We start from the raw sequence: 25,736 nt of genomic DNA, 5'->3' as shown, positions 1-25,736 counted from the left end.
ATTTTGCACCTTCACGAAAATATGGTTTTATCCCTGAAATTTTAATTATTGTTGATATTTGAGGATAAGTTTACGATCATATTGTGCTAATGAAATTGAATTGGGACTATGAGGAAATTACGAAATGATGAACTGGGGAGAATAGATGTTGAAGCATATAAAAGTGCAGGAAAATCACCTATTATAATTGTACTTGATAATATAAGAAGTTTAAATAATATTGGTTCGGTTTTTAGAACGGCCGATGCTTTTCTTGTTGAAAAAATATATTTATGCGGTATAACGGCTACTCCTCCTCATAAAGATATTCATAAAACCGCCTTGGGCGCAACCGATAGTGTAGATTGGGAATACGTTCCAGATACAATAGAATTGGTTGAAAGGCTTAAAAATGAAGGATGTCATGTAATTTCTGTAGAACAAGCAGAGAATGCAACTCAATTGAATGATTATGCTCCTGCAAAAGAAAAGAAGCAGGTCCTAGTTTTTGGAAACGAGGTTAAAGGTGTTGCTCAAAATGTGGTTACGGCAAGTAACGAAGTATTGGAAATACCTCAATTTGGGACTAAACATTCCTTAAATATTTCGGTTAGTGTGGGTGTCGTAGTTTGGGATTGCTGGAGTAAAATTAACGCATAAAAAAACCTGGTCGTAGACCAGGTTTTTTAGTATAGTTTGAGTTAGTTAGTTGCACGTATGCCTCCACAATAAAAGATTTTCTTTTCATTTACGCAAGAAATCCGGTAATTTATTATTGATATAAATTGGTCAGGGCGAAGTCTTCAATCTTGGTTAAAACCGTTTCATAATCATTGTTGCTACTTACGAAATCTAAGGCGCTAACGTCTATAATTAGTTGGTTTTCTTTAGGGTAGGTGCGTAAAAAGTCAAAATAGCCCCTATTGATTTTTTCTAAATAGGTAAGTTCAATATTCTGTTCGTAATCTCTTCCTCTTTGCTTAATTTGCTGTAATAGTCGTTCTGTAGTTTGATACAGATAAACGTAAATTTTAGGTTTTTTAACTTCTTTGTACATGAAGTTGAACACTTTTCTATATAGGTCAAACTCGTTTTGTTGTAGGGTGACCTTGGCAAATATTAGGGATTTATAAATGTCATAATCACTTACCATAAAACTTTTAAAAAGATCCAATTGATTGGTGTCTTCTGTGAATTGTTGATAGCGGTCTGCTAAAAATGACATTTCTAATGGAAAGGCATATCTGGATTGGTCAATATAAAAATTAGGTAAAAAAGGGTTTTCGGCAAATCGTTCTAGAATTAATTTTGCATTGAAATCTTCAGCAACTTTTGTGGCCAAGGTTGTTTTTCCAGCACCAATATTACCTTCTATAGCTACATATTGTAAACTGGCAAAAAACGTATGTCTATTTTTAAAAAGCCTGGGCACTTGTTTGGTAATGGTGCTTTTGTCTTTACATTCTTGTAATAAATTGCGGGTGTCTTTATTAAAGATAGGATGGTAAAATTGTGGTGAAATATCGGCAAGAGGTTTTAAAATAAATTTTCTCTCTTGCATTTTTGGGTGCGGTATCGTAAGCGTTTCGGTATTTATAACCTCTTTTTCATAATATATGATGTCAATATCCAAAGTTCTACTCTCGTACGCGTCGCTGTTTTTTCTTTCTCTTCCAAAAGCTGTTTCAATGGATAATAACTTAACAAGTAGTTCTTCTGGTGTAAGTAAGGTCTGTAGTTCTAAACAGGCATTGAGAAAATTTTCGCCTTCAAAACCCCAAGAAGGGGTTTCATAGGTGGCAGATACTTGTCTTACCTCGCCCGCAACCTTGCCAATTTCAAAAATGGCCTTTTGTAATAATAATTGGCGGTTACCCAAATTACTTCCTATTGATAAAAGTGCTGTTTTGTATACTCCCATAATGTTAGAACAAAATAACTAAAACATATTCACATTAGTTATCTTTGTTAACTATTTAAAAGAAAGATTTAAATGAAGTTTTTAAGAAATTTTCTAGCATCTATTTTAGGTTCTCTATTTGCTTTTGGTATTTTGTTCGTAATGTTTTTAATATTTGTGAGTCTTGTAAGCAGTAGTGAAGATGCTGTTGCGGTAAAAGATAATTCTATTCTTGAGTTACAGTTACAAAGACCAATATCTGATTATACCGGTAGCAATGAGCTTGATCCGTTTGCGGGTATTTTTGAAGAATCACAGGGTTTAGATGAAATTATCCATGCTATTGAGGTGGCTAAAAATGACGACCGCATAAAAGGAATCAGTATCAATAATAACTTTATTATTGCTGGTTTGGCACAGACTCAGGCAATTAGACGTTCTTTAGAGGATTTCAAAGCGGAGGGTAAGTTTATATACGCATACGCAGATTTCTTTATGCAAAGAGATTATTATTTGGCCAGTGTCGCAGATTCTGTTTTTATAAACCCGGTAGGAGTTTTAGATTTCAAAGGACTTTCTACTGAAGTGCTTTATTACAAAGAACTTCAAGAAAAATCTGGCGTTAAGATGGAAGTTATACGCCATGGGAAATACAAAAGTGCCGTTGAGCCCTATTTGGAGAATAATATGAGTGAGGCAAATAGGAGTCAATTGACCGCTTTGTTGCAGTCACTTTGGAATTCAATGGTGACCGATATTTCAGAAACACGTTCTATTTCTGAATCTGACCTGAACGTTATAGCAGATACTTTAGGTGGTAGAACGCCTAACTTTGCAAAGTTATCTGGGTTGGTAGATGATGTAGTATTTTATGATCAATATGAAAATAAATTGGCGAATGCGCTGGAACTAAAGAAGGATGATAAGATTAACTATAGTTCTTTAGATGATTATGTAAAGTATTCCAATAAAAAGACTTTGAAATCTGGTGATGATAAAATAGCCGTAGTTTTTGCGCAGGGAGAAATATTTTATGGTGAAGGTGGCCCAAATATCATTGGCCAAGGTATAATTAATGAGGCTTTGATTAAAGCGCGTGAAGATGACAAGGTAAAGGCTATAGTGTTGCGGGTGAATTCACCTGGGGGTAGCGCTTTGACTTCCGATATTATTTGGCGAGAGGTGGAATTGGCTAAAAAAGTGAAACCGGTAATAGTTTCCATGGGTAATGTGGCGGCATCTGGAGGATATTATATTGCTGCGGGAGCTAATAAAATTTTCGCCGAACCTACTACAATAACAGGGTCTATTGGTGTATTTGGTACAGTGCCCAATTTAACTGAGTTGGCAGACAATGTTGGTATAAACGCAGAGCAGGTTGGCACCAACAAGAATGCAGTAGAATATTCGCTTTTTGAACCAATGCAAGAAAGTTTTAAAAATCAGGTTCAAGAAAGTATTGAGGAAACCTATGAAACATTTTTGCAAAGAGTGTCGCAAGGTAGAGGTATGACAATGGCACAGGTGGATAGTGTGGCACAAGGCAGGGTGTGGAGCGGTACCGAGGCTCTGGAGATTGGATTAGTAGATGAATTGGGTAATTTGGACGATGCTATATCTGCAGCGGCAGAAATGGCAGAAATAGATACTTACGGAGTTAAAAAATTTCCTAAATATAAAAGTGGCTTTGAGCGTTTTATGGAAGATTTGGAAGGTGCAAGCGTAAAAATAAAAGAGAACCTTTTAAAAGATGAAATAGGGGAAGAGGCTTATCAAGTACTTAAGGAATTACAATCTTTTAAAAAGCAAAGTGGGGTTCAGGCAAGAATGCCGTTTGCTTTAGATATTAAATAAGTATATGACCTTAAAGGATAGAAAATTAGCACACCGTATTTATCTGTATTTAGGGGCTTTGTTTATTACTTCCCTAGTAGTCTCCAACCTGATTTTTCAAAAATTTTTTTATTGGAATCCCTTCGGGGATTTCACTGTTTTTGGTGTGTCACTTTTTGAAATATCCGTGGGTATTTTGCCTTACCCGATTACATTTTTGATTACAGACCTCATATCTGAAATTTACGGTAGAAAAATGGCTAACCAAATTGTTACGGCAGGTATCTTTGCTTCATTCTTTTCCATGGGTATAATATTGGTAGCTGAGGTTGCCCCCGCTATACCATCGTCGCCTATAGATGATACTACATTTACACAGGTTTTTGCTTTATCGCCAATAGCGGTCTTGGCTTCTATGTTTGCGTATTTGTTGGCGCAATATGTAGATGTTGCCATTTATCATTTTTGGAAAAAATTGACAAAAGGAAAGTATTTATGGCTGCGTAATAATTTTTCAACTTTCCTGTCACAATTTCTAGATACGTTTACCGTTGTGGCATTATTATGTGTGTTTAAAGTATTGCCTTGGAATCTTTTTTTCGGACTTGTAGTGAGCGGATTTATTTTTAAGATTTTTATAGCATTTATAGACACCCCTTTTCTCTATTTCTTCGTATATATAATGAGAAAACGTTTTAATCTAAAGCCAAATGAAGAATTGGATTTAGACGTATTAGAATAAGAACAGTAAACTAAACAGTATAAAATTATACTATGGGTAAGAAAATATTGAAGATTGTAGGTGTATTTCTATTGCTAATTTTAATTGTATTGATAGCGGCACCTTTTTTCTTAGAGGCTAAAATTGGAGACATTATTAAAAATAATGTGAATAATAATGTAAATGCAACTTTGGATTTTTCTGAGGCAAACTTAAGTTTGGTCAAAAGCTTTCCAAATGCAGAAGTGAATTTCAAAGATGTGGTGTTAATTAATAAGGCGCCATTTGAAGGTGACACCTTGTTCAAGGCAAACAATTTGGATTTGACCATGGGAATAATGCAGTTGTTTAAAAGTACTAGCGATGCTATTGCTATTAATGATATCAATTTAGAGGGGGCTCTGGTCAATATTGTAGTCGATAAAGAAGAGAATGCAAATTATGATATTGCCATTGCTTCTGAAACTACAACAGCCGCAGAAGAACCTACTTCTACAGATGGTTTTTCTTTTGATCTACAGTCTTATGAAATCACCAATTCAAGAATTTATTATACCGATAATTCTACGGGTATAGCTTTTAAATTGGATGATTTTCAACATAATGGTACAGGAGACCTGTCATTGGCAACTTCTGAATTGGATACGCATACCAACGCTCTTATTTCTTTGGAAATGGATAGTGTTAATTACTTAAACAAGAATAAGATCAAGTTAGATGCACTTATTGGTATAGATTTAAATGAGAACAAGTATTCATTTTTAAAGAATGAGGCCTTGATCAATCAATTACCATTGGTGTTTGATGGTTTTGTTAAGTTGAACGATACCAGCCAAGAAGTTGATTTAACTTTTAAAACTCCTTCATCCGATTTTAAAAATTTCTTAGGTGTAATACCGGAAATTTATTCTAAGAATATTGAAAATGTAACCACAACAGGTGATTTTGCTGTAAATGGTAATTTTAACGGAGTGGTGGATGAAACCCATATTCCTAAATTTCACATAGAACTTAAATCTGATAATGCATCTTTTAAATATCCAGATTTACCTAAAGCGGTTAAAAATGTGTTTTTTGATGTTCAGATAGATAATAAAACAGGAATTGTTGAAGACACTTACGTTAATATCAACAAAGCATCGTTCATGATAGATGAAGATAAGTTTAACCTTACTTCTAATATTACCGAGCTTATGGGTAATACAAAGGTTAAGGCACATATGGATGGAAATATGAACTTGGCCAATATCTCAAAAGCATATCCGGTACCAGCTGAATATAATCTAAAAGGAATGTTGAAGGCTGATATTACAACTGCTTTTGATATGGCTTCAGTAGAAAACGAGCAATATGAGAAAACGAGTACTACAGGAGATTTGAGCTTAACAGATTTTGAATATAACTCAGACGAACTTGCAAATCCGGTAAAGTTTAAGGCGGCACGTTTAACCTTTAACCCTAGGACAGTTACCTTAAACAACCTGAATGGTACTACAGGCACAACGGATTTTGATGCAACAGGAACTATAAACAACCTTTTAGGTTTCATGTTCAATGATGAAAAGGTAGAAGGTAATTTCAACTTGAAGTCTAATACTTTTGCTTTAAGCGATTTTATGGTTGCCGAGACAGAGACAACATCTTCTACAGGTGAAAAAGAATCAACAGGTGGAAATACGGTTGAAGAAGAAAAAATTAAAATCCCTTCATTCTTGGACGCTACAATCAATGCAGATGCTAAAAAAGTGATATATGATGATATCGTCTTAAGCGATGTAACCGGTGTTTTAAAAATTAAAGATGAAACGGCAACACTAAGTAATATGTCTGCCGGAATGTTTGGTGGGAAAATAGGGTTTAATGGCCAAGTGTCTACTAAAACGGAAACTCCTACTTTTAACATGAAGCTAGATCTAAATCAATTGGGTATTCAAGAAACTTTTGCTTCCGTAGATCTTTTTAAAGCAATAGCTCCGATAGCTCAAATGTTGAATGGAAAATTAACCTCGGATATTTCTTTATCAGGTAATTTGACAGATGATCTTTTGCCGAACCTACTGTCCCTGAGTGGCGATTTATTTGCCGATATCATGACAGAAGAAGTAAATACTGAATCTGCGCCGGTATTAAACACTCTTGTTTCTAAATTGAATTTTATAGATGTAAATCAGTTGAATTTAAAAGATATTAAAACATCATTGTCTTTTAAAGATGGTGTAGTTGCGGTGAAGCCGTTTACATTTAATTATAAGGATGTTTCTATTAATGTAGATGGTAACCATTCTTTTGATCAAAAATTGAATTATAAAGCATCTTTACAGGTACCGGCAAAGTATCTTGGGTCTGATGTTACCAAACTTATAGCTAAAATTGATGATGCTACTTTAACTGATCTAACTATTCCCGTTGTTGCTAGTATTGGCGGGGCGTATAACAGCCCAACTGTTACAACCGATCTAACATCAGGTGTAAAGGCGCTTACTAGTAAATTAATAGAGATTGAAAAGCAAAAGTTAATAAATAAAGGTACTGATAAGGCTAAAGATCTTATTGGTGGTCTAATTTCCGGAAATAAGGCTACACAAGATTCTGTAAGCGGTGAAACGTCTTCGACCAAAACAAGCGCAAAAGATATTCTAGGCGGAATTTTAGCTACAAAAAAAGATACAGCAACAACCGTTAAGAAAGATTCTACCCCTGCTAAAATTGAGAAAGAAGCGGTGAAGGAAAAAGCTAAGGATATTTTAGGAGGCCTATTCGGAAATAAGAAAAAAGATAGTACTAACTAATGGTTAAGCCAACAAAATAACCCTCGCTACCCCTAACGTTGAATACAGTATTATCTTCAAAAATTAAATACTGACCTTTTATACCTTTTAATTTGCCTTCAAAAGAAGGGGTTTTAGTAAGGTTAAGGCTTTTAACTTTTGTTGGGTATTGCAACACAGGAAATTCTAATTCCGTCTCTTTGTTGGTTTCTAGGTAATACGGCAATGCCTCCTCTGGTATGTATTGTTGAAGTTTTTCTCGCCATTCTTGTAGATTTTCGTCCACGACATTATTGGTAAGCATGGTTCGCCAGTTTGTTTTGTCTCCAATATGGTCTTTTAGGGCAACTTCGGTAATTCCTGCCAAATAACGGTTAGGTACCTCTACGATTTCAATAGCTTCGTGCGCACCTTGATCGATCCATCTGGTAGGTACTTGTGCTTTTCTGGTGACACCAACCTTAACATTACTAGAATTGGCTAAATAAACAATGTGAGGCTGTAGTTGTACCTTTTTCTCATAAGCTAGATCTCTATCTTCTTGATCTAAATGGGCTTTGCTCAGCTCTGGTCGCATGATCCAGTCGCCTGCAGATGGTATTTCAAAAAAACATGTTCTACAAAAGCCTTGTCTATATATAGGTCTGTCGTTACCGCAGTTAAGGCATTGGTGTTTTATAAATTCTATTTTCAGCGATTTGTCAAGTACTTGGTTCACGTTTAGGAAATCGGACTCAAAAAGCATATAATATTGAATTGGACTTCCTATTTCGGTCTGCATTTTTCTTAGTACTCCTTCGTATTGCATGTTAATTTAGCTTATTGATTTGTCAATTTGAAAATGATAATTAGATACGCTACTTTTAGCAAGACAAAGATACCTATAAATGCCAATTACCCTATTTAATTCTATTGCCTCTTGGTTGCTTAAAAAGCGATTTCACCAGATTGAACTCTTTTTAAAATACCCCGAAGAAGTCCAAGAAGAAGTTTTGTTGCAATTGTTAGAATTTGCAGAAGATACCGAGGTGGGTAGAACCTATGATTTTGAATCTATTGAATCTTATAATCAATTTAAAGAAAGATTGCCTATTGTTTCTTACGAGGAAGTTCAGCCTATAATTGAACGTACCCGGAGAGGGGAACAGAATTTATTTTGGCCAACCAAAGTAAAATTGTTTGCCAAGAGTAGTGGAACAACCAATGCTAAAAGTAAGTTTATACCGGTGAGCGCAGAGGCTTTGGAAGATTGTCACTATAAATCCAGTAAAGATCTTTTATGTCTTTATTTAAATAACAATGAAAATTCACAACTTTTCACTGGTAAAAGCCTTCGTTTAGGTGGTAGTAAAGAGTTATACGAGGATAATGGTTCTTTGTTTGGGGATTTATCTGCCATACTAATAGATAACATGCCCTTATGGGCCGAGTATAGCAGTACGCCTAGTAACAAGGTGTCGTTAATGAGCGATTGGGAAAGTAAGCTTTTGGCCATTATTCATGAAAGTGTTCATGAAAACGTAACTAGTTTGGCCGGTGTGCCATCATGGATGTTAGTGCTTATGAATAAAGTGCTAGAGGAAACAGGTAAGGATAATTTATTTCAGGTGTGGGAAAATCTTGAAGTTTATTTTCACGGTGGTGTAAATTTTAACCCATACAAAGAGCAATACAAAAAGATACTTCCTAAAAGCAATTTTAGATATTACGAAATTTATAATGCCTCTGAAGGTTTTTTTGCCATTCAAGATAGAAATGGTGCAGACGATTTACTGCTGATGTTAGACTACGGTATTTTTTATGAGTTTATACCTATGAACATATATGGCGAATTAAATGAAGAAGCTATACCGTTATGGGATATTGAACTTGGTAAAAACTATGCCATTGTTATAACGACCAATTCTGGTCTGTGGCGATATAAAATAGGGGATACGGTACGTTTTACTTCAAAAAGCCCGTATCGTATTAAAGTTACCGGTAGAACAAAACATCATATTAATGTATTTGGCGAAGAGCTTATAATTGAAAATGCCGAAGAAGCTTTAAAAATAGCATGTGCAAAAACCGGCGCAGAAATAATGGACTACACCGCCGGACCGGTTTTTATGGTCAATAAAGAAAAAGGTGCACATGAGTGGATCATGGAATTTAGAAAACTACCTGAAAATTTTAAAGCGTTTGTTGAGATTTTTGATAATGCATTAAAATCTCTTAATTCTGATTATGAAGCAAAGAGACTTCATAATATTACTTTGAATGCTCCCATAATTCATGAAGCCAGAAAAAATCTTTTTTATGATTGGTTGAAGAAAAATGACAAACTGGGCGGGCAGCATAAGATACCCAGATTGTCTAATAAAAGGGATTATTTAGATGAGCTTTTGCTCATGAACAAGTAATTTGCTCTATACACACTAAATATTAGTCCAATCACAACAAAATTTTATTTTTTGGCAACACTTGCTCTAAATTAGCTGATGTTAATGTAAACTTTGTTTTCAGTTAAACGTTGATGTTTCATTTTTTTATAAATCCTAAAATTAGGAACTACATCGATAATATTAACCTGTAGACAATTAAATAGGGATTGGTAGGATAATTAATACAACTTGCTGAAGCAAAACTTAACCAATACTATAAATACTATTATTATGGCAGAAAAATTAGTGATCGTTTCAGATATGTGGGGCGCTAAAAAAGGATTGTGGATTACGTCTTATTTAGGGTATCTACAACAGTATTTTGATATTACTTTTTATGATAGCCAACAATTGGCAAATTTGGATATTTTGATCCAAACGGAAGAAAATGTACATAATGCCTTTATTGAAGGTGGTACGGACACTGCTGTGTCTCATTTGTTAAAGAAAGAAACGGAGGCTTGCTACTATTTAGCTTTTAGTACAGGTGCTACCATAGTTTGGGAAGCAGCGAAAAAAGGTTTGCCTGTTAAATCTTTATATGGTGTTTCTCCAACTAGAATCAGAAAAATGAACGATAGGCCTAATATTCCTTTTCAGTTGGTATACGGTGCCAATGACGAGTTTAGACCTAGCGAAGAATGGGGTGATAAACTAGGTGTTGAAATGGAAGTATTGCCAGGTTATGGGCATACACTTTATACCGATGAGAAAATCATTAAAAAAGTCTGTATGGACTTATTGCAAGAGGTAACACAGATTGCGCCACAGGTTAAAAAAAAGGTGGTGTAATTATCTTATAAAAGAATATAATGCATAAAAAAAGCGAAGATGAAAATCTTCGCTTTTTTGTTTTGTATACATTGGTATTTATGAAACGGCCTTTAATTTTTTAATGGTATCATGAGATAACATTTCTTCGGCATATGGTTTTGTTACCTTAAAGTTGGTTTCACCTGAACTAGGCATTTCAAACATCGCATCGGTGAAAATAGCCTCGCATAAAGAACGCAAGCCTCTAGCTCCAAGCTTATATTCAATAGCTTTTTCTACAATATAATCCAATGCTTGGTCGGTAATACTAAAAGTAATATCATCCATAGCAAACAGTTTTTCATACTGTTTAATGATTGCATTTTTTGGCTCGGTTAAAATTGCTCTTAACGTTTTCTTGTCTAACGGATTCATATGTGTAAGAACCGGTAGTCTACCAATTATTTCAGGAATAAGTCCAAAATCCTTTAAATCTTTAGGGATGATATATTGTAATAAATTGTCATCGTCTAAAGTACTGTCAGATTTTGATGCGCTATACCCAACGGCTTGCATGTTTAACCTTTTGGTAATGGCGCGTTCTATACCATCAAAAGCTCCACCGGCAATGAATAGAATATTCTCGGTATTGACTTCAATGAACTTTTGATCAGGATGTTTTCTTCCTCCCTTAGGCGGAACATTAACCGTTGTGCCTTCTAAAAGTTTTAATAACCCTTGTTGAACACCTTCACCAGATACATCTCTTGTTATGGAAGGGTTGTCGCTTTTACGTGCAATTTTATCAATCTCATCTATAAAAACAATACCTCTTTCCGCTTTCTCTAGGTTGTAATCCGCTGCCTGTAAAAGACGGGTCAAAATGCTTTCTACATCTTCACCAACATAACCAGCTTCGGTTAATACGGTAGCATCAACTATAGCTAACGGTACATTAAGTAACTTGGCAATAGTCTTTGCCATTAAGGTCTTACCTGTACCGGTCTGACCAACCATAACAATATTACTTTTTTGTATCTCTACATCATCTTCTTTTGAAGAAGGTTGTAATAATCTTTTGTAATGATTGTAAACTGCAACAGACATTACCTTTTTGGTACGTTCTTGACCAATTATAAAAGTATCAAGAAACTCTTTGATCTCTTGTGGTTTTTTTAAAACAAGTTCAGAAGAAAGATCGTTGGTCTTCGTTTGTTTTGATTCTTCTGCTACAATACCATGTGCTTGCTCAATACAACGGTCGCAAATATGTGCGTCAAGACCAGCAATCAACAAGTTTGTTTCTGGTTTTTTTCTGCCGCAAAATGAACACTCTAAATTTTCCTTTGCCATTATCTATCTTCTCAATTCTATACCTAAACGATTTAAAATCGTTTTTGGTTTAAAAATCATCTATTTATTTGAATAAGTTAGTCGAAATTATTTCTTCTCCCTTACCAATATTTCATCTATCATACCGTATTTAAGAGCTTCATCTGCCTTCATCCAGTAATCACGATCACTATCTTCACGTACTTTTTCGATATCTGTACCAGAGTGTTCAGCTATGATCTGGTAAAGCTCATCTTTTAATTTTAAGATTTCTCTAGCCGTAATTTCAATATCACTGGCTTGACCTTGTGCACCACCTAAAGGTTGGTGGATCATAACACGTGAATGCTGTAAACCACTACGTTTTCCTTTTTCTCCTGCACATAATAATACGGCACCCATTGATGCTGCCATACCTGTACATATTGTTGCTACATCTGGAGAGATAAACTGCATGGTGTCATAAATACCTAAACCTGCATACACACTGCCTCCAGGTGAGTTAATGTAAATTTGAATATCCTTCTTGGCATCTACACTGGCCAAAAACAATAATTGTGCTTGTATAATGTTGGCAACCTGATCATTAATACCGGTTCCCATAAAAATGATGCGGTCCATCATTAAACGCGAATAAACGTCCATTGCTACAATATTCATAGAACGTTCTTCAATAATGTTCGGCGTCATGTTCGTTGGGTACATGCTGCTCATTATAGAATCGTAATATGTGCTACTGATTCCTTGGTCGTTTATAGCGAAATTCTTGAATTCTTTTCCGTAATCCATAAATTGTATGTCTATATTTTTGAGTAAAAAAAGGTGCCGAAAATTATATTTCCGGCACCGTAAAGATACTTAATTTATTGTTTGGAATTATCCGTAAACTTCTTTCACGAAATTTTCATAGGTAACCTCCTTAGTCTTAAGGTTTGCCTTTTCTTTGTAAAGATTCAATAATTTTTGACTCATCAATTGTTCAGATAGTCTTTTTACTTCATCTTGGTTACCTAAAACACGAGCAGCTATAGAATCTAACTCCTCTTCTTTTGGATCTAATTGACCAAATTGTGCCATTTGAGAACGAATAAATCTTTTAGAGAATTCTTTCAATTCTTCAAACTGAACTTGTAACTCATTATCGCGAATTATTTTACCTTCAATTAGTTGGTAACGCAATCCTTTTTCTGATTTTGCATACTCTTCAGCTGCTTGCTCTTCAGATAATGGTTCTTCACCGGTCATTTGAATCCACTTGGTCAAGAAGCCTGTAGGTAGTTCAAATTTGGTGTTTTCTATAAAGTATTCAGTAACATCGTTCAATAACTTTTGATCTGCCTGTTGCTCAAATTGCTTTTCTGAATCTTCCTTAATACGCTCTTTTAATTCCTTTTCAGATTTTACGCTATCAGGACCAAAAAGCTTATCGAAAAGCTCTTGGTTCAATTCTGCAGCTTCTCTTTCGTTAATTTCCGATATAGTAAAGGTAACTTCGGTATCCAATGCTTCGGCTTTTTGCTTGTCAATACCTAAAGCGCTAGATAGCATATGATCTTCTTTAAATAGACCTTTGGTTTTTAGTGTAACAACATCGCCTACTTTTTTACCTTTTAAAGCATCTAAAGCTTTTTTGCTTTTCAATTTGTCCGTTTCGATCATTGTTTTGCTATCGATCTCTTCGGCTTCATTGAAAAAAGTACCACTTACTTCATCGTTTTTGCTAACCTCATCTTTACTGACTAGTTTACCGTATTGTTTTTGAATACGCTCAACTTGTTCATTGACCATTTTATCGTCAGCTACAATTTTGTATTGGGTTATTGCTTTTTTGGTCTTCAAGGAAACCTCAAAATCAGGTGCAAGCCCTAATTCAAACTCAAACGCCAATTCATCTTGGTCCCAGTCAAAATTGTCTTGTTGTTTTGGTAATGGGTTACCAAGAACATCTAATTTTTCTTCTGTAAGATATTTGTTAAGATTGTCTTGTAATAATTTGTTGACCTCATCTACCAATACAGCTTTACCATATTGCTTCTTTATAAGCCCCATAGGAACTTGGCCTTTTCTAAAACCAGGAATATTAGCTTGCTTCTTATAATCCTTTAAAATGGTGTCTACCTTATCTTGGTAATCTTCTTTTGTGATAGCAACTTTAACTACTGCATTTAAATCGTCTATCTGCTCTTTCGTAATATTCATTCCTTAATATCTATTTGCATGTGTAAAATGGGATGCAAAAATACTACATTTTGCAAAGTCAACCAATTTTTTAAAGTATTGAATTTCAAATCACAAGCAACTATGACTTGTCTTCTTTTAACAACGAAAAAAAGATTGATTGTAAAAATGATAGCAAGAGGCTAAAAATCAATGCCCACCAAATGTTTCCGACAGCAAAACCGTCAATGAGGTTATCTGCCAAAAGAATGATCAAAGCGTTTATGATCAGTAAAAAAAGACCAAAAGTTATTACCGTTACCGGTAATGTTAGGATTACCAATATAGGTTTTACCAGTAAATTCAGTATACTGAGTACAACGGCAACTATGACCGCGGTCATAAAACTATCTACGGATACATTAGGTAATACATTTGCTAAGATGATGACAGCAATTGCACTTAAAAGGATTCTCAAAATTAGTTTCATAGGAGTATATTTTATAGGGTTAAAAGTTTAGCCTTGGTCAAAGAAGTTCATTGATTTTTCAAAGAACTGTTCTGGGTTTTCCGCATGTAGCCAATGCCCAGCATTATCGATACTTTCAACAGTAGCTTTTGGAAAGTGTCTTTGTATAGTTTCAAAATCATTTTTAGTGACATATTCAGACTTGTCTCCTCTTAGAAATAAAGTGGGTCCGTCAAAGCTATCCGTACTGTTGATATTGTCCCCAATATCTTCCATTTTTTCACTTAAAACCTCTAGATTAAATTTAAAACGTAGTTTTTTATTTTCATCCCTTTCAAGATTTTTTAATAAAAACTGACGAATACCAGGGTTTGCTAAATGCTTTTTTAATTGCTCGTCGGCATCATTTCTGGATTTTAAATGGGTAGTGTCAATGGCATTTAGACCGTTAATGATATCTTGATGATGTGGCGGATAGTATTTTGGTGCTATATCGGCAATTAATAATTGGCTAATACGCTCAGGATAGGTGCAGGCAAATTGCATGGCGGTCTTACCACCCATTGAATGTCCAATTAAAGCAGTGGTTTCAATTGTATGCGCATCTAAATAATTTAAAAAATCGTTGGCTAAAATGTCATAGTTGAAATCTGGTGAATGAAAGCTTTTGCCGTGATTTCTTTGGTCTATTAGGTGTACGCAGAACCCATTTTCTGCATATTGTGCTCCTAATGTTTTCCAATTATCTAGCATGCCCAGGAAACCGTGTAAAATACATAGGGGTTTGCCTTCGCCTAAAATTACCGAATGTAATATCTGTTTCATTTTAATCTTTGTAAATACATGTTTACTACATTGTCCAGCCCTAAATAAAGTGCTTCACTAATTAGCGCATGACCAATGGATACCTCTAGTAAGTTAGGAATATTTTTTGCAAAATATTCAATATTGTCCAAGCTTAGGTCATGACCTGCATTGATGCCCAATCCTAGTTCATTTGCTTTTTTTGCAGCTTCTACAAAAGGTAGTATGGCCTTCTCCTTGCTTTTTTCATAATCAACGGCATAGCTTTCCGTGTAAAGTTCTATTCGGTCGGTACCAACAACTTGTGCTCCTTCTATCATCTTTGGGTCCGGATCTACGAAAATAGATGTTCTGATTCCGGCAGATTTGAACGTTTTTATAACATCGGTTAAAAATTCTTTATGCTTTATGGTATCCCAACCTGCATTAGAGGTGATCGCATCAACGGAGTCCGGTACTAACGTCACTTGTTCTGGCTTTACTTCTAGTACCAAATCAATAAATTTTGATATTGGGTTGCCTTCTATGTTGAATTCTGTTTGTACTGTTTTTTTTAGATCTCTGGCATCTTGATATCTAATATGCCTTTCATCTGGTCTTGGGTGTATGGTTATACCTTGGGCTCCAAAACTTTCTATGTCTGTAGCTACCTTCAGTAAATTTGGAACATTACCGCCACGGGCATTTCTAAGAGTTGCAATTTTGTTAACGTTAACGCTAAGTTTTGTCATTGTGTCTTATTTACCTTTTAAGAGCATCAAAAATACAAATAAGGCACGCCTTTTGATATTATTAATTGTTATTTTGCGTTATAAATAGGCTTATGCATATTCAAGAACATATCATTACGAACTTACCGGTATTCGATATCAAGGATACTTCTGAAAAAATATTGGAGTTTTTTCAAGACACTACCTATTCCCATATTGCTATATTGGAAGATGGAAGGTTTTTAGGTTTATTTTCCGAGATTGATGCGGACGGTTTATTGCCGGACTCAAAAATAGAAGACTTTAGGTATGAGCTTCAAAGTTTTTTTGCCCGTAGGGAAACCAATTGGCTTGATGTTCTTGAGGTTTTTGCCCGTAACGAGGCTAATTTACTGCCTATTTTGAATGAAAAAGAAGAGGTGGTAGGTTATTATTGCCTTACCGATATTGTTGCCGAGTTTATTGATACCCCTTTCTTTACGGATCCAGGTAGTATTTTGGTAGTGGCTACAGGTATTAAGGATTATTCCTTTAGTGAAATTGCACAAATTGTAGAGAGTAATAATGCCAAACTCATTGGTGGATTTATTACCGATACCCAAAATGATATCGTACAGGTAACCTTAAAGATTACTGCCAATAACTATAATAAGGTAGTACAGACATTTAGGCGTTATAATTACCATATTTTATTTGGTAATAGTGATGATGAGTTTCTGGAAGATTTGAAAAAACGATCAGATTACTTGGATAAATATCTTAATGTATAATATGAAAGTAGCGGTATACGGTCAAACCTATCAAGATAATGCTATTGAATATCTCATTGAATTGTTAGATGAGTTGAACAAAGTATCTGCAGAAGTTTCCATAGAGAAAGATTTTTACGAACTATATAAGTTGCATGATGAATCTGAAACATTTCCAATATTTACTATGGAAAAGGGTTTGGATGCCACTTTTGATATGTTCGTGAGTTTTGGTGGTGACGGTACCATATTAAGAGCTACAACATTTGTTAAAGACCTAGGTATACCTATAGTAGGTGTAAATACAGGTAGATTGGGATTTTTGTCAACGTTTAAGAAAGAAGATGTTCGTAAAGTAGTGCAAGAATTTAAGCAAGGGGCGTATACTGTGGTAGAACGTAGTTTGGTTCAGCTGAATACCAAGGAGTTGGATGTTGAGTTCGGGGATTTGAATTTTGCTTTGAACGAAATTACGGTCAGCAGAAAAGACACTACCTCTATGATTACGGTGGAGACTTATTTAAATAATGAATACCTTACCTCTTATTGGGCAGACGGTTTAATAATTTCTACACCAACAGGTTCAACAGGTTATTCATTAAGTTGCGGTGGTCCTGTTATTGTGCCTACTGCTAAATCATTGGTGTTAACGCCAATTGCTCCCCATAATTTAAATGCAAGACCGTTGGTAATATCAGATGACACGGTAATTCGGTTAAAGGTTTCGGGTAGGGAAGATAACCACTTGGTTTCCTTAGACTCTAGAATAGCTTCTTTGGAGAATGGTGAAGAGATAACCATTAGCAAAGCACCTTTTACAATTAAAATGATAGAATATACTTCAGAAAGTTTTTTAAAGACCTTAAGAAATAAGCTGCTTTGGGGTGAAGATAGACGAAATTGAACCTCCTTTAGAACAATAAATACTTTCAATTGCTGTTTATCCTTTGAGAACATAAAAATTATGGTACCCGTTTTTTAGAGCCCTATAGTGCCAATAATTAAAAACCCATTTTATGCGTTATATAACGTTATTGATCCTTTTACTTTCATTTTCGGGTTTGCGATCGCAGACATATGAAGTAGGTATTTTTGCTGGTGGAGCCAATACTATAAGTGATGTAGGTAGAACAAATTATATTTTACCTTCCGATATTGCTTTTGGCGGATTGTTCAAATGGAATATCAGTAAAAGATATGCTTGGAGAGGAAGCTTAACGTACGGTAAATTCACTGCAGATGACAATAAATCTAGTTCTACGGCCAGGCAGCAAAGAGGTTATGTCATAGATAATTCTATTTTAGAAGGGTCGGTTGGGCTAGAGTTTAATTTTGTTGAATATAATTTGCACAAACTGGGTCCGGCATTTACACCTTATTTATATACCGGTCTTACTTACTTTAGATATGATTACCAGTATTTTAATGGTGGGGTTCTTCAAGAAATAAATCAGAAAGAAGGTAGTTTTGCGGTGCCAATGACCGTTGGTTTTAAGTATCGTATCAATCAGTTTCTTATTTTTGGAGGCGAAATAGGGGCTAGGTATACCTTTACCGATAATTTAGATGGTAGTAATCCAGAAGGTTCTAACTTTGAAGAATTCCAATTCGGAAACATTTTTAGTGATGACTGGTATGTTTTTTCTGGATTAACCTTGACCTATACTTTTGGCAGAAAGCCTTGTATGGATTGTTTTGAGTAAATATAAAGATGAGCGATAGTAACGAAATTGACAAGCTGAATGTTCCAAAGCACCTTGCTATTATTATGGACGGTAATGGTAGATGGGCAAAAGAACGTGGTAAACTAAGGGTGTTTGGTCATGAACATGGGGTAAAGACCGTTAGGATAGTTGTAGAACAATGCGCTCAATTAAAAATAGATTTTCTTACACTTTATACATTTTCAACAGAAAATTGGAACAGACCAAAGATAGAAGTGCAAACACTTATGCGCCTTTTGGTCTCATCTTTAAAGAAAGAACTTAAAACTTTTAACAAAAATAACATACGTTTAAATACTATTGGCAACATAGATGCATTGCCTGCAAAAGCTTATAAGGAGTTGGTAGATGTAATGGAGCAAACTAAGCAAAATACAGGGATGACATTGACCCTTGCCTTAAGTTACGGGGCTCGCGAAGAGCTACAGTCTATGGTCAAAGAGATCAGTACCAAAGTTAAAAATAATATAATTTCAGTTGAAAACATTGACCAAGACATTATAAATAGCCATCTTTACACGCATGATTTGCCTGACGTAGACTTACTTATCCGTACTAGTGGAGAACATCGGATCAGTAATTTTTTATTATGGCAAATAGCTTATGCGGAGTTATATTTTATTGATGTATATTGGCCTGATTTTAGAGAGCATCACTTAGTGGAGGCCATCAAAAACTACCAGAACAGAGAACGAAGATTTGGAAAAACTAGCGAACAACTCACTTAAAGATATGACTAGGTTCATATCCTTGAACCAATTTTTAACCACCCTTTTATTTTTAACCACCTTTATTGCCGCTGCACAGGATCAATCCTATGAAGATGGCAAAAGTTATATTTTAGGAGGGTTAGATGTAACTGGTCTTCAAAGTTATAACGAGCAAACGGTTAAAACCTATACAGGTTTAAGAGTAGGGCAGCCTATAACGTTGCCAGGAGAACAAATTAGTGAAGTCATTAAAAAACTTTGGGGTCTAGAACTTTTTAGTGAAATTGACATTTTCATTACCAATATAGAGGAGAATACTGTTTTCTTAGAATTAAATATTATTGAAAGACCTACTTTGACCAATGTTAAGTTTTATGGTGTTAAAAAAGGTAAGGTAGAAAGTCTTATTAAAGATACAGATCTAAAAAAAGGAAAGAAAATTACTGAAAGTTTAATTTCCAATTCAAAAAACTATATTGCTAATAAGTATAAGAAGCAAGGTTATTTAAATGCTGAAGTTACTATAGCCACTTCTAAAGATACAACGGATACCAATACCCAGAATATGGTGGTAAACGTTAATAAAGGTGATAAAGTAAAGATTCGTAGTATTAGTTTTGAGGGTAATGAGCAATTATCCGATAAAAAATTACGTAAAGCCTTAAAAAATACAAAGCAGAAAAAATTAGGTCGTTTTTGGAAAAAATCGAAATATATTGAAGAAGATTATGAGGAGGACCTTGGTCTTTTGATTGATAAGTTTGCTGAAAATGGATATCGTGATGCTAGGGTAATCTCTGATTCTATTATTAAAGTCGATGAAAACAATATCGATTTAAAGATTAAAGTGGAAGAAGGCGATAAGTACTACTTTGGTAATATTGATTTTGTGGGTAATACAGTTTATACCGATCGTCAATTGAATCAAGTATTGGGTATAAAAAAGGGAGATACCTATAATGGTGTTTTATTGCGTGAAAGAATTGCGGATAATTCTAAACCGGACCCTAATGATGTTACTAGTTTGTATCAAAATAATGGTTATTTGTTCTCGACCATTAATCCGGTAGAAATTTCTGCTGCCAATGACACTATTGATTTTGAAATTAGGATTATAGAAGGTAAAGAAACGTTTTTAAACCATGTAACCGTTTCTGGTAATGATAAGACAAATGACCATGTCATCTATCGTGAACTGCGTACAAGACCAGGTCAAAAGTATAATAAGGCAGATATTATCAGAAGTATTCGTGAGTTAGGTCAGTTGGGCTTTTTCGATGCTGAACAAATTACTCCAGATGTATTGAACGCTAATCCTAATGAGGGTACTGTAGATTTAGCTTGGAGTCTGGTAGAATCTGGGTCAAGTCAAATAGAACTACAAGGTGGTTATGGTGGCGGTGGCTTCATTGGTACTTTAGGATTGTCTTTTAGTAATTTCTCTATTCAGAATTTGTTTAAAGGTGAAAAATATAAGCCGGTACCTATGGGTGATGGTCAAACATTTGCGCTACGTTTACAGGCCAGTCAAACGTATAGAGTCTATAGCTTAAACTTTGCTGAGCCATGGTTGGGTGGTAAAAAGCCGGTACGTTTTAACCTTAGTATGTCTAGAACACAGCAATTTGCTGCCTCTTATGATAGTAGTGGTGATATTGATATAGATAAGGATCAACAATTTTCTATTACGGGTATTACTGCTGGTTTGGCAAAACGTGTACAATGGCCAGATGATTTCTTTACCATTTCACATTCCTTAAGTTACCAGTTGTATGATTTTAGAAACTATAATATTGGTCTATTCAACTTTGGTGACGGTAAGGCAAATTCATTAGCGTATACCTTTGGTATCTCAAGAAACGCCACGCAAGGTGGTAGAATTTTCCCAAGAGGAGGGTCTAATTTTGAAATTAGTGCCAAGTTTACTCCTCCTTGGTCTTTGTTCAGTGATAAAGATTATAGGGAGTTAAAAGATAGATCTGATGAATTGGAAGATCAAAAGAATTCGGTTGGTTTAACCACAGCTGAACAATCTGAATTGGAAGATTTGGATCAGGAAAGATTTAGATGGTTAGAATATTATAAAGTCAAATTCAAGGGAGATTGGTATACTACTCTAGTAGATAAGTTGGTGTTGCGTAGTAATGCTGAATTTGGTTTCCTTGGTAATTATAATAGTGCTGTAGGAGATGTACCTTTTGAACGTTTTTATGTTGGTGGTGATGGTTTAGGTAACTTTACATTAGATGGTAGAGATGTGGTACAATTAAGAGGTTATGACAATCAATCTATAACTCCTTATTCTGAAGGGGCAACTTCACCCGATGGTGCTTTGATCTATAATAAATTCTCTTTAGAACTAAGATATCCTTTGACTCTGAAGCCGTCTGCATCCATTTACGGACTAGCATTTTTAGAAGGTGGTAATGCCTTCAACAATTTTCAAGAGTTTAATCCGTTTGAATTAAAACGATCGGCCGGTGTAGGGCTGCGCATCTTTATGCCAGCATTTGGTTTACTTGGTATTGACTTTGGTTACGGATTCGACGAAGACTACGTGCCAGGTTCTGTAGGACCAAGCGGATGGCAAACGCACTTCATCATTGGTCAACAGTTTTAATTTTCATTGAATTATTATCATTGTGCTTTTTGCTAATCCTTTAATTTTAAAAGATTTAGTAATTTTGGCACGATATTTTCTATAGGATTAAACGAGATTAACAATGAGTACAAAAAGAAAAGTTCTATTAGTTGTATCGGTCATATGTATGACAATACAGGGTTTTGCCCAACGTGGTGTAAGAATGGCTTATGTGGATATGGAGTATATCTTGCAAAATGTAGAGGAGTACAGAGAGGCTACAGAACAGTTAGAGACTAAAGTGCAACGTTGGAAAGTTGAAGTAGAGCAGAAGCAGAGTATTGTTGAGCAGATGAAAAAGGATTTAATGGCGGAGAAAGTGCTATTAACACCTGAGCTTATAGAAGAACGGGAAGAAGAAATACAGATTTTGGAACGTGAAATGATCGAGTATCAACAAGATCGTTTTGGACCTCAAGGGGACTTGGTGTTGCAAAAAAGAAGGTTGATTCAGCCCATACAAGATCAAGTGTTCAATGAAGTTCAGAAAATTGGGGCTAATAAAAAGTATGATTTTATTTTTGATAAATCTGCGGATGTTGTAATGTTGTATTCCGAAAAAAGGCATGATATTAGTGATTTAGTGCTTAGGGGTATTGCTAGAACAAGAAAAATTAGCAAACCTGCTAAAAAGTCAAATGATCGTAGTAGATTAGATGATTTTGAGGGCGAAGAAGAGGAGGAAGTTAGTGAAGCGTTGCAAGAGCGTTTAGATAAAGCGGCACAAGCTGCTGAAACTAGGGAGAAAAGTGCAGCAGATGCCAAAGCGGAACAATTGAAATTACGTGAAGAGCGTAAAAAAGCCTACGAGGAAAGAAGAAAGAAGTTATTGGAGGAGCGCGAGGCTAAAAGACAAGAAAAGTTAAAGGAAAGAAACGATAATAAAGAAGAAGAAAATAGCGATACCGAAAAAGATGATAACGGTACTATTTAAATAGGTTTAACGACCGCACATTAACACTCAAAATTGAATTAAAATTACACTCATGAAACAAGTAAAACAAATTGTGGTAGCCTTATTGTTGTTCGTAGCAACGACAAGTTTTGTAAATGCCCAAAGTAAAGTAGCTCACATTGATGTTACTAAATTATTATCAGCAATGCCAGAGATGAAAGCTGCAGAAGCAGAACTTAAAAAATTACAAGAGACTTATAATGCAGATATTGAAGGTTCAATGACAGAATTGCGTAACAAATACACGCAATACCAAAATGAAGCAGCTTCTAAGTCTAAAGAAGAGAATGAAAAAAGAGCTATAGAACTACAAGGTTACGAAAAGAATATTGGTGAGGCTCAGCAAAGAGCTCAACAAGAATTTCAAAAGAAACAGGCCGAGTTGTTCGCTCCTATATCTGAGAAAGCTAAAGCGGCCATTGAACAAGTAGCGGCTGCGCAAGGGTTTGACTACGTAATTGATGCACAAGCAGGTGGTGGTTTGATCGTTGCAAAGGGTAAAGACCTTTTAGCTGATGTTAAAAAACAATTAGGTTTCTAATTAGAAACTCATAGAATATAAAAAAAGCCATCTATTTAGATGGCTTTTTTTATGCTTTAATTTTTCTCTTTATATTCTTCCACCGCAGGTCTTTGATGAATTTACCTTCTTCTTCAGTTACTAAATAAGCAGTATTATTTCTTGTAGCTTGTATGTATCCAAGCATATTGTTCCAAAATGACTTTATAGATTTATTCTTCAAGGCCATTTTCAAAGAGGCAATAGTTGTGATTATAAATCCATAACGCATACTGTACATTGCTTTTCCTTGTAACCTTTTAGCTTTGGCGTTATAGGCTTTTCCTGTGGGTCTTAAATGCTTTACCTTGAGTTCATCATCGGTGTGCAATGTAAAGCCGTTATATCGCGCTAATAGTTCATCTACGGTATCCCAGCCCATGGCATTTTTTAAGCCTCCTATTGCCTTAAAACAATCTTTGGAATATGCTTTTATGGCACCTCTAATGTGGTCTTTGTCCATAGGATGGTTTAAAACCCATTCTCCGTTATTTTTTTGCTCATAAATGAATCCGCCACAAATCCCTAAATTTTTCTTTTGTTTGAAATGATTACTGATGGTTTCAAAATAATTGGAGGGCAAAATTAGATCGGCATCTAGTTTTACTATAAAGTTGTAATTTTCATCAAGTTGTTCCAAACCTTTGTTGAAAGCATTTACCACCTTACTTCCTGGCATATGCTGAGCTGATGATATTGAATTTATTTTTTTGAAAACACTACTTTTAAGGATGTATTCATTTATGATATTTTCAGTATTATCAGTAGAATTGTCATTGACAAGAATTACTTTCTTGGGTGCTAATGTTTGCTCCAGAACGGAGTCTAAGGTTTTCGGTAGAAAATCCTCTTCATTATGTATGGGTATCACCACGTAGTAATCCATAGTTTATAGGTGCCTTATTTTCGTGTAGCGTACACAATATAATACCTTGGCGTAAATAGCCTTAAAAATGGTCTAAAACCAAGTTTCTTTACAGGATTGGTCCACTTCATAGAATCTTGAATTTCCCAACCTGCTTTTTCTAGAAGCCAATCAAATTGCCAATCTTCAAATTCGTGGTAATGTCTGTCCCATTTATCGGTTTTGCTTCTGTATGCTGGTGAAAACCATAATTTCAATGGTATACTAGTCACTAATTTTTTGGAAGTTGTATTGTTCAATAAATGTAACGGGGCCAAAAGATGCTCAAAAATTTCAAAAGCTGTTAGAACATCTGCATTGGTTTTGGTTACGGCATCAAAATTGAAATCTAGATCTTCGCCTTTGGTATTAGTAACGTGGTAGCCATCTTGGCGCATTATCTCAGTAAACGGATTTTCTACCCCTAAATCCAGAATAGATTCAGAGGGGTCAATATGTTTTCGTAAAAACTGAAGTGTATGTTTATAGCGTTTGTTCGGAAAGCTGTTTTCGTACATGTTTAAATTCTGTATACCATTGCATTGACGTTCATTCCGGCGCCAACACTAGCAAAGATAACAACATCTCCCTTTTTAATTTCCTGATTTTCTAATTTACCTGCTTTAACTATATCAAATAGTGTTGGTATGGTTGCCACTGAGCTATTGCCAAGCTTGGATATACTCATTGGCATAATGCCTTCCGGCATTTCTTTATCATATATTTTGTAGAAGCGTTTTACTATGGCTTCATCCATTTTTTCGTTGGCTTGGTGAATAAAAATCTTTTTTACTTCGTCAATTTTTATACCGCTACTATCTAAGCATGAAGCCATTGCTGATGGTACGTTGGTAACGGCAAACTCATAGATTTTTCTACCGAACATTTTAATATAGTATGCCTTTTTTTCATCTTCTTTATTATAGGTGTCGCCAAAGAAAAGGAAATTGGCTTCATCATTGGCATAGGTGGCAGATTCGTGGGCGATAATTTCACCTCCGTCATCTGATCTTTCAACTATGGTGGCTCCTGCACCATCTGCATAGATCATGGAGTCCCGATCATAGTCGTCAACTATTCTTGATAACGTTTCAGCACCTATTACCATACATTTATTGGCTATACCACTTTTGATAAAAGCGTTAGCTTGAATCATACCTTCTAACCAACCTGGGCAACCAAAGATCAGATCATAGGCCACACATTTGGGATTGTTGATCTTTAATTTATGTTTCACCCTTGTGGCCAAACTAGGTAAAGTGTCACCTTGTATATAGCCTTCCTTTAAGTCCCCGAAATTATGTGCAACAATAATATAGTCTAGGGTTTCTTTGTCTAACTGTGCATCGATTATGGCTTTTTCTGCTGCAAAATATGCAAGGTCCGATGCGTTATACTCTTTTGGGGCATATCTTCTTTCTTCAATACCGGTAATGGCTTTAAATTTCTTAATAATGACCTCGTTATCTTGCTTAAACGCTGTGCCGTCTAGGTTTAAAAAATGGTGGTCATTAAAATCTTTATTGGAAACTTTGAGTTCAGGAATATAGCTACCCGTACCCGTAATTGATATGCTCATCTGTAATTATTGAATTGTAATTGAAATATAATGAAATGGCGTAAAAATTATATGCATGCATAATAA

General features: G+C 35.2%; 24 protein-coding genes. 13 read left to right on the top strand and 11 right to left on the bottom strand.

Annotated features, from left to right (window positions below; all coding sequences use genetic code 11):
* Positions 1 to 108 precede the first annotated feature (108 nt).
* Positions 109 to 639: an RNA methyltransferase gene (locus I600_RS07920; RefSeq protein WP_058103905.1), complete on the top strand. Its 531-nt coding sequence runs from the start codon at positions 109 to 111 to the stop codon at positions 637 to 639.
* A 112-nt stretch (positions 640 to 751) separates the two neighbouring features.
* On the opposite strand, the gene folK is transcribed toward I600_RS07920, so the two are convergent.
* On the bottom strand, positions 752 to 1,900 hold the full coding sequence (folK, locus tag I600_RS07915; protein ID WP_058103904.1) for a 2-amino-4-hydroxy-6-hydroxymethyldihydropteridine diphosphokinase: 1,149 nt from the start codon (positions 1,898 to 1,900) through the stop codon (positions 752 to 754).
* A 72-nt stretch (positions 1,901 to 1,972) separates the two neighbouring features.
* On the opposite strand from folK, the gene sppA reads away from it, so the two are divergent.
* The 3 genes from sppA to I600_RS07900 are packed head-to-tail and all read left to right on the top strand — an operon-like array spanning position 1,973 to position 7,222.
* Positions 1,973 to 3,733 carry a signal peptide peptidase SppA gene (sppA, locus tag I600_RS07910; RefSeq protein ID WP_058103903.1) on the top strand — a complete coding sequence of 587 codons (1,761 nt, stop codon included), beginning with the start codon at positions 1,973 to 1,975 and terminating at the stop codon, positions 3,731 to 3,733.
* A gap of 4 nt (positions 3,734 to 3,737) precedes the next feature.
* Positions 3,738 to 4,454: a queuosine precursor transporter gene (locus tag I600_RS07905; protein ID WP_058103902.1), complete on the top strand. Its 717-nt coding sequence runs from the start codon at positions 3,738 to 3,740 to the stop codon at positions 4,452 to 4,454.
* Positions 4,455 to 4,486: 32 nt separating this feature from the next.
* On the top strand, positions 4,487 to 7,222 hold the full coding sequence (locus tag I600_RS07900) for an AsmA family protein (RefSeq protein ID WP_058103901.1): 2,736 nt from the start codon (positions 4,487 to 4,489) through the stop codon (positions 7,220 to 7,222).
* Here the strand turns inward: I600_RS07900 and I600_RS07895 are convergent.
* On the bottom strand, positions 7,215 to 8,009 hold the full coding sequence (locus tag I600_RS07895; RefSeq protein WP_058103900.1) for a DUF2797 domain-containing protein: 795 nt from the start codon (positions 8,007 to 8,009) through the stop codon (positions 7,215 to 7,217). The genes I600_RS07900 and I600_RS07895 overlap by 8 nt on opposite strands.
* 79 nt (positions 8,010 to 8,088) lie before the next feature.
* On the opposite strand from I600_RS07895, the gene I600_RS07890 reads away from it, so the two are divergent.
* Positions 8,089 to 9,603, top strand: coding sequence for a GH3 auxin-responsive promoter family protein (locus I600_RS07890; RefSeq protein ID WP_058103899.1), 1,515 nt, complete (start codon positions 8,089 to 8,091; stop codon positions 9,601 to 9,603).
* A 252-nt stretch (positions 9,604 to 9,855) separates the two neighbouring features.
* On the top strand, positions 9,856 to 10,416 hold the full coding sequence (locus I600_RS07885) for a dienelactone hydrolase family protein (protein WP_058103898.1): 561 nt from the start codon (positions 9,856 to 9,858) through the stop codon (positions 10,414 to 10,416).
* A 78-nt stretch (positions 10,417 to 10,494) separates the two neighbouring features.
* Here the strand turns inward: I600_RS07885 and clpX are convergent, their stop codons facing one another.
* From clpX to I600_RS07855, 6 genes are all read right to left on the bottom strand, one after another.
* Positions 10,495 to 11,730 carry an ATP-dependent Clp protease ATP-binding subunit ClpX gene (gene clpX / locus I600_RS07880; RefSeq protein ID WP_058103897.1) on the bottom strand — a complete coding sequence of 412 codons (1,236 nt, stop codon included), beginning with the start codon at positions 11,728 to 11,730 and terminating at the stop codon, positions 10,495 to 10,497.
* 87 nt (positions 11,731 to 11,817) lie between these two features.
* Positions 11,818 to 12,498, bottom strand: a complete 681-nt coding sequence (clpP, locus tag I600_RS07875; RefSeq protein WP_058103896.1) for an ATP-dependent Clp endopeptidase proteolytic subunit ClpP — start codon at positions 12,496 to 12,498, stop codon at positions 11,818 to 11,820.
* Between the two features lie 87 nt (positions 12,499 to 12,585).
* Positions 12,586 to 13,908: a trigger factor gene (gene tig / locus I600_RS07870; RefSeq protein ID WP_058103895.1), complete on the bottom strand. Its 1,323-nt coding sequence runs from the start codon at positions 13,906 to 13,908 to the stop codon at positions 12,586 to 12,588.
* A gap of 100 nt (positions 13,909 to 14,008) precedes the next feature.
* Positions 14,009 to 14,356, bottom strand: a complete 348-nt coding sequence (locus I600_RS18960) for a phage holin family protein (protein WP_074672087.1) — start codon at positions 14,354 to 14,356, stop codon at positions 14,009 to 14,011.
* A gap of 27 nt (positions 14,357 to 14,383) precedes the next feature.
* A complete protein-coding gene (locus I600_RS07860) occupies positions 14,384 to 15,160 on the bottom strand; it encodes an alpha/beta fold hydrolase (RefSeq protein ID WP_058103893.1) in 777 nt (258 codons plus the stop codon).
* Positions 15,157 to 15,870, bottom strand: coding sequence for a pyridoxine 5'-phosphate synthase (locus tag I600_RS07855; RefSeq protein ID WP_058103892.1), 714 nt, complete (start codon positions 15,868 to 15,870; stop codon positions 15,157 to 15,159). Before I600_RS07855 ends, I600_RS07860 begins: the two co-directional genes overlap by 4 nt.
* A 92-nt stretch (positions 15,871 to 15,962) precedes the next feature.
* Between I600_RS07855 and I600_RS07850 the strand changes: the two genes are divergently transcribed.
* The 7 genes from I600_RS07850 to I600_RS07820 all read left to right on the top strand — a co-directional run bounded on the left by I600_RS07850 (position 15,963) and on the right by I600_RS07820 (position 23,169).
* Entirely contained in the window at positions 15,963 to 16,619 is a 657-nt protein-coding gene (locus I600_RS07850) for a CBS domain-containing protein (RefSeq protein WP_058103891.1), read from the top strand.
* A 1-nt stretch (position 16,620) separates the two neighbouring features.
* Positions 16,621 to 17,502: an NAD kinase gene (locus tag I600_RS07845; protein ID WP_058104320.1), complete on the top strand. Its 882-nt coding sequence runs from the start codon at positions 16,621 to 16,623 to the stop codon at positions 17,500 to 17,502.
* Between the two features lie 112 nt (positions 17,503 to 17,614).
* On the top strand, positions 17,615 to 18,301 hold the full coding sequence (gene porG, locus I600_RS07840; RefSeq protein ID WP_058103890.1) for a type IX secretion system protein PorG: 687 nt from the start codon (positions 17,615 to 17,617) through the stop codon (positions 18,299 to 18,301).
* An 8-nt stretch (positions 18,302 to 18,309) separates the two neighbouring features.
* Positions 18,310 to 19,050 (top strand): isoprenyl transferase, encoded by a 741-nt coding sequence (locus tag I600_RS07835; protein ID WP_058103889.1) that lies wholly within the window; start codon positions 18,310 to 18,312, stop codon positions 19,048 to 19,050.
* Positions 19,051 to 19,054: 4 nt separating this feature from the next.
* Positions 19,055 to 21,652: a BamA/OMP85 family outer membrane protein gene (locus I600_RS07830; protein WP_058103888.1), complete on the top strand. Its 2,598-nt coding sequence runs from the start codon at positions 19,055 to 19,057 to the stop codon at positions 21,650 to 21,652.
* Positions 21,653 to 21,755: 103 nt separating this feature from the next.
* A complete protein-coding gene (locus tag I600_RS07825; protein WP_058103887.1) occupies positions 21,756 to 22,607 on the top strand; it encodes an OmpH family outer membrane protein in 852 nt (283 codons plus the stop codon).
* Between the two features lie 52 nt (positions 22,608 to 22,659).
* On the top strand, positions 22,660 to 23,169 hold the full coding sequence (locus I600_RS07820; protein WP_058103886.1) for an OmpH family outer membrane protein: 510 nt from the start codon (positions 22,660 to 22,662) through the stop codon (positions 23,167 to 23,169).
* A gap of 49 nt (positions 23,170 to 23,218) precedes the next feature.
* On the opposite strand, the gene I600_RS07815 is transcribed toward I600_RS07820, so the two are convergent.
* Genes I600_RS07815 through I600_RS07805 form a run of 3 tightly spaced genes read right to left on the bottom strand, consistent with a single transcriptional unit; the run spans position 23,219 to position 25,670 of the window.
* A complete protein-coding gene (locus I600_RS07815) occupies positions 23,219 to 24,073 on the bottom strand; it encodes a glycosyltransferase family 2 protein (protein WP_058103885.1) in 855 nt (284 codons plus the stop codon).
* Between the two features lie 14 nt (positions 24,074 to 24,087).
* A complete protein-coding gene (locus I600_RS07810; protein ID WP_058103884.1) occupies positions 24,088 to 24,609 on the bottom strand; it encodes a class I SAM-dependent methyltransferase in 522 nt (173 codons plus the stop codon).
* A 2-nt stretch (positions 24,610 to 24,611) separates the two neighbouring features.
* Positions 24,612 to 25,670 carry a 3-oxoacyl-ACP synthase III family protein gene (locus I600_RS07805; protein ID WP_058103883.1) on the bottom strand — a complete coding sequence of 353 codons (1,059 nt, stop codon included), beginning with the start codon at positions 25,668 to 25,670 and terminating at the stop codon, positions 24,612 to 24,614.
* Between the last annotated feature and the right edge of the window lie 66 nt (positions 25,671 to 25,736).

The sequence above is a fragment of the Maribacter dokdonensis DSW-8 genome, from assembly GCF_001447995.1.
GTDB lineage: Bacteria > Bacteroidota > Bacteroidia > Flavobacteriales > Flavobacteriaceae > Maribacter > Maribacter dokdonensis.
This window is presented reverse-complemented; position numbering and strand designations above follow the sequence as displayed.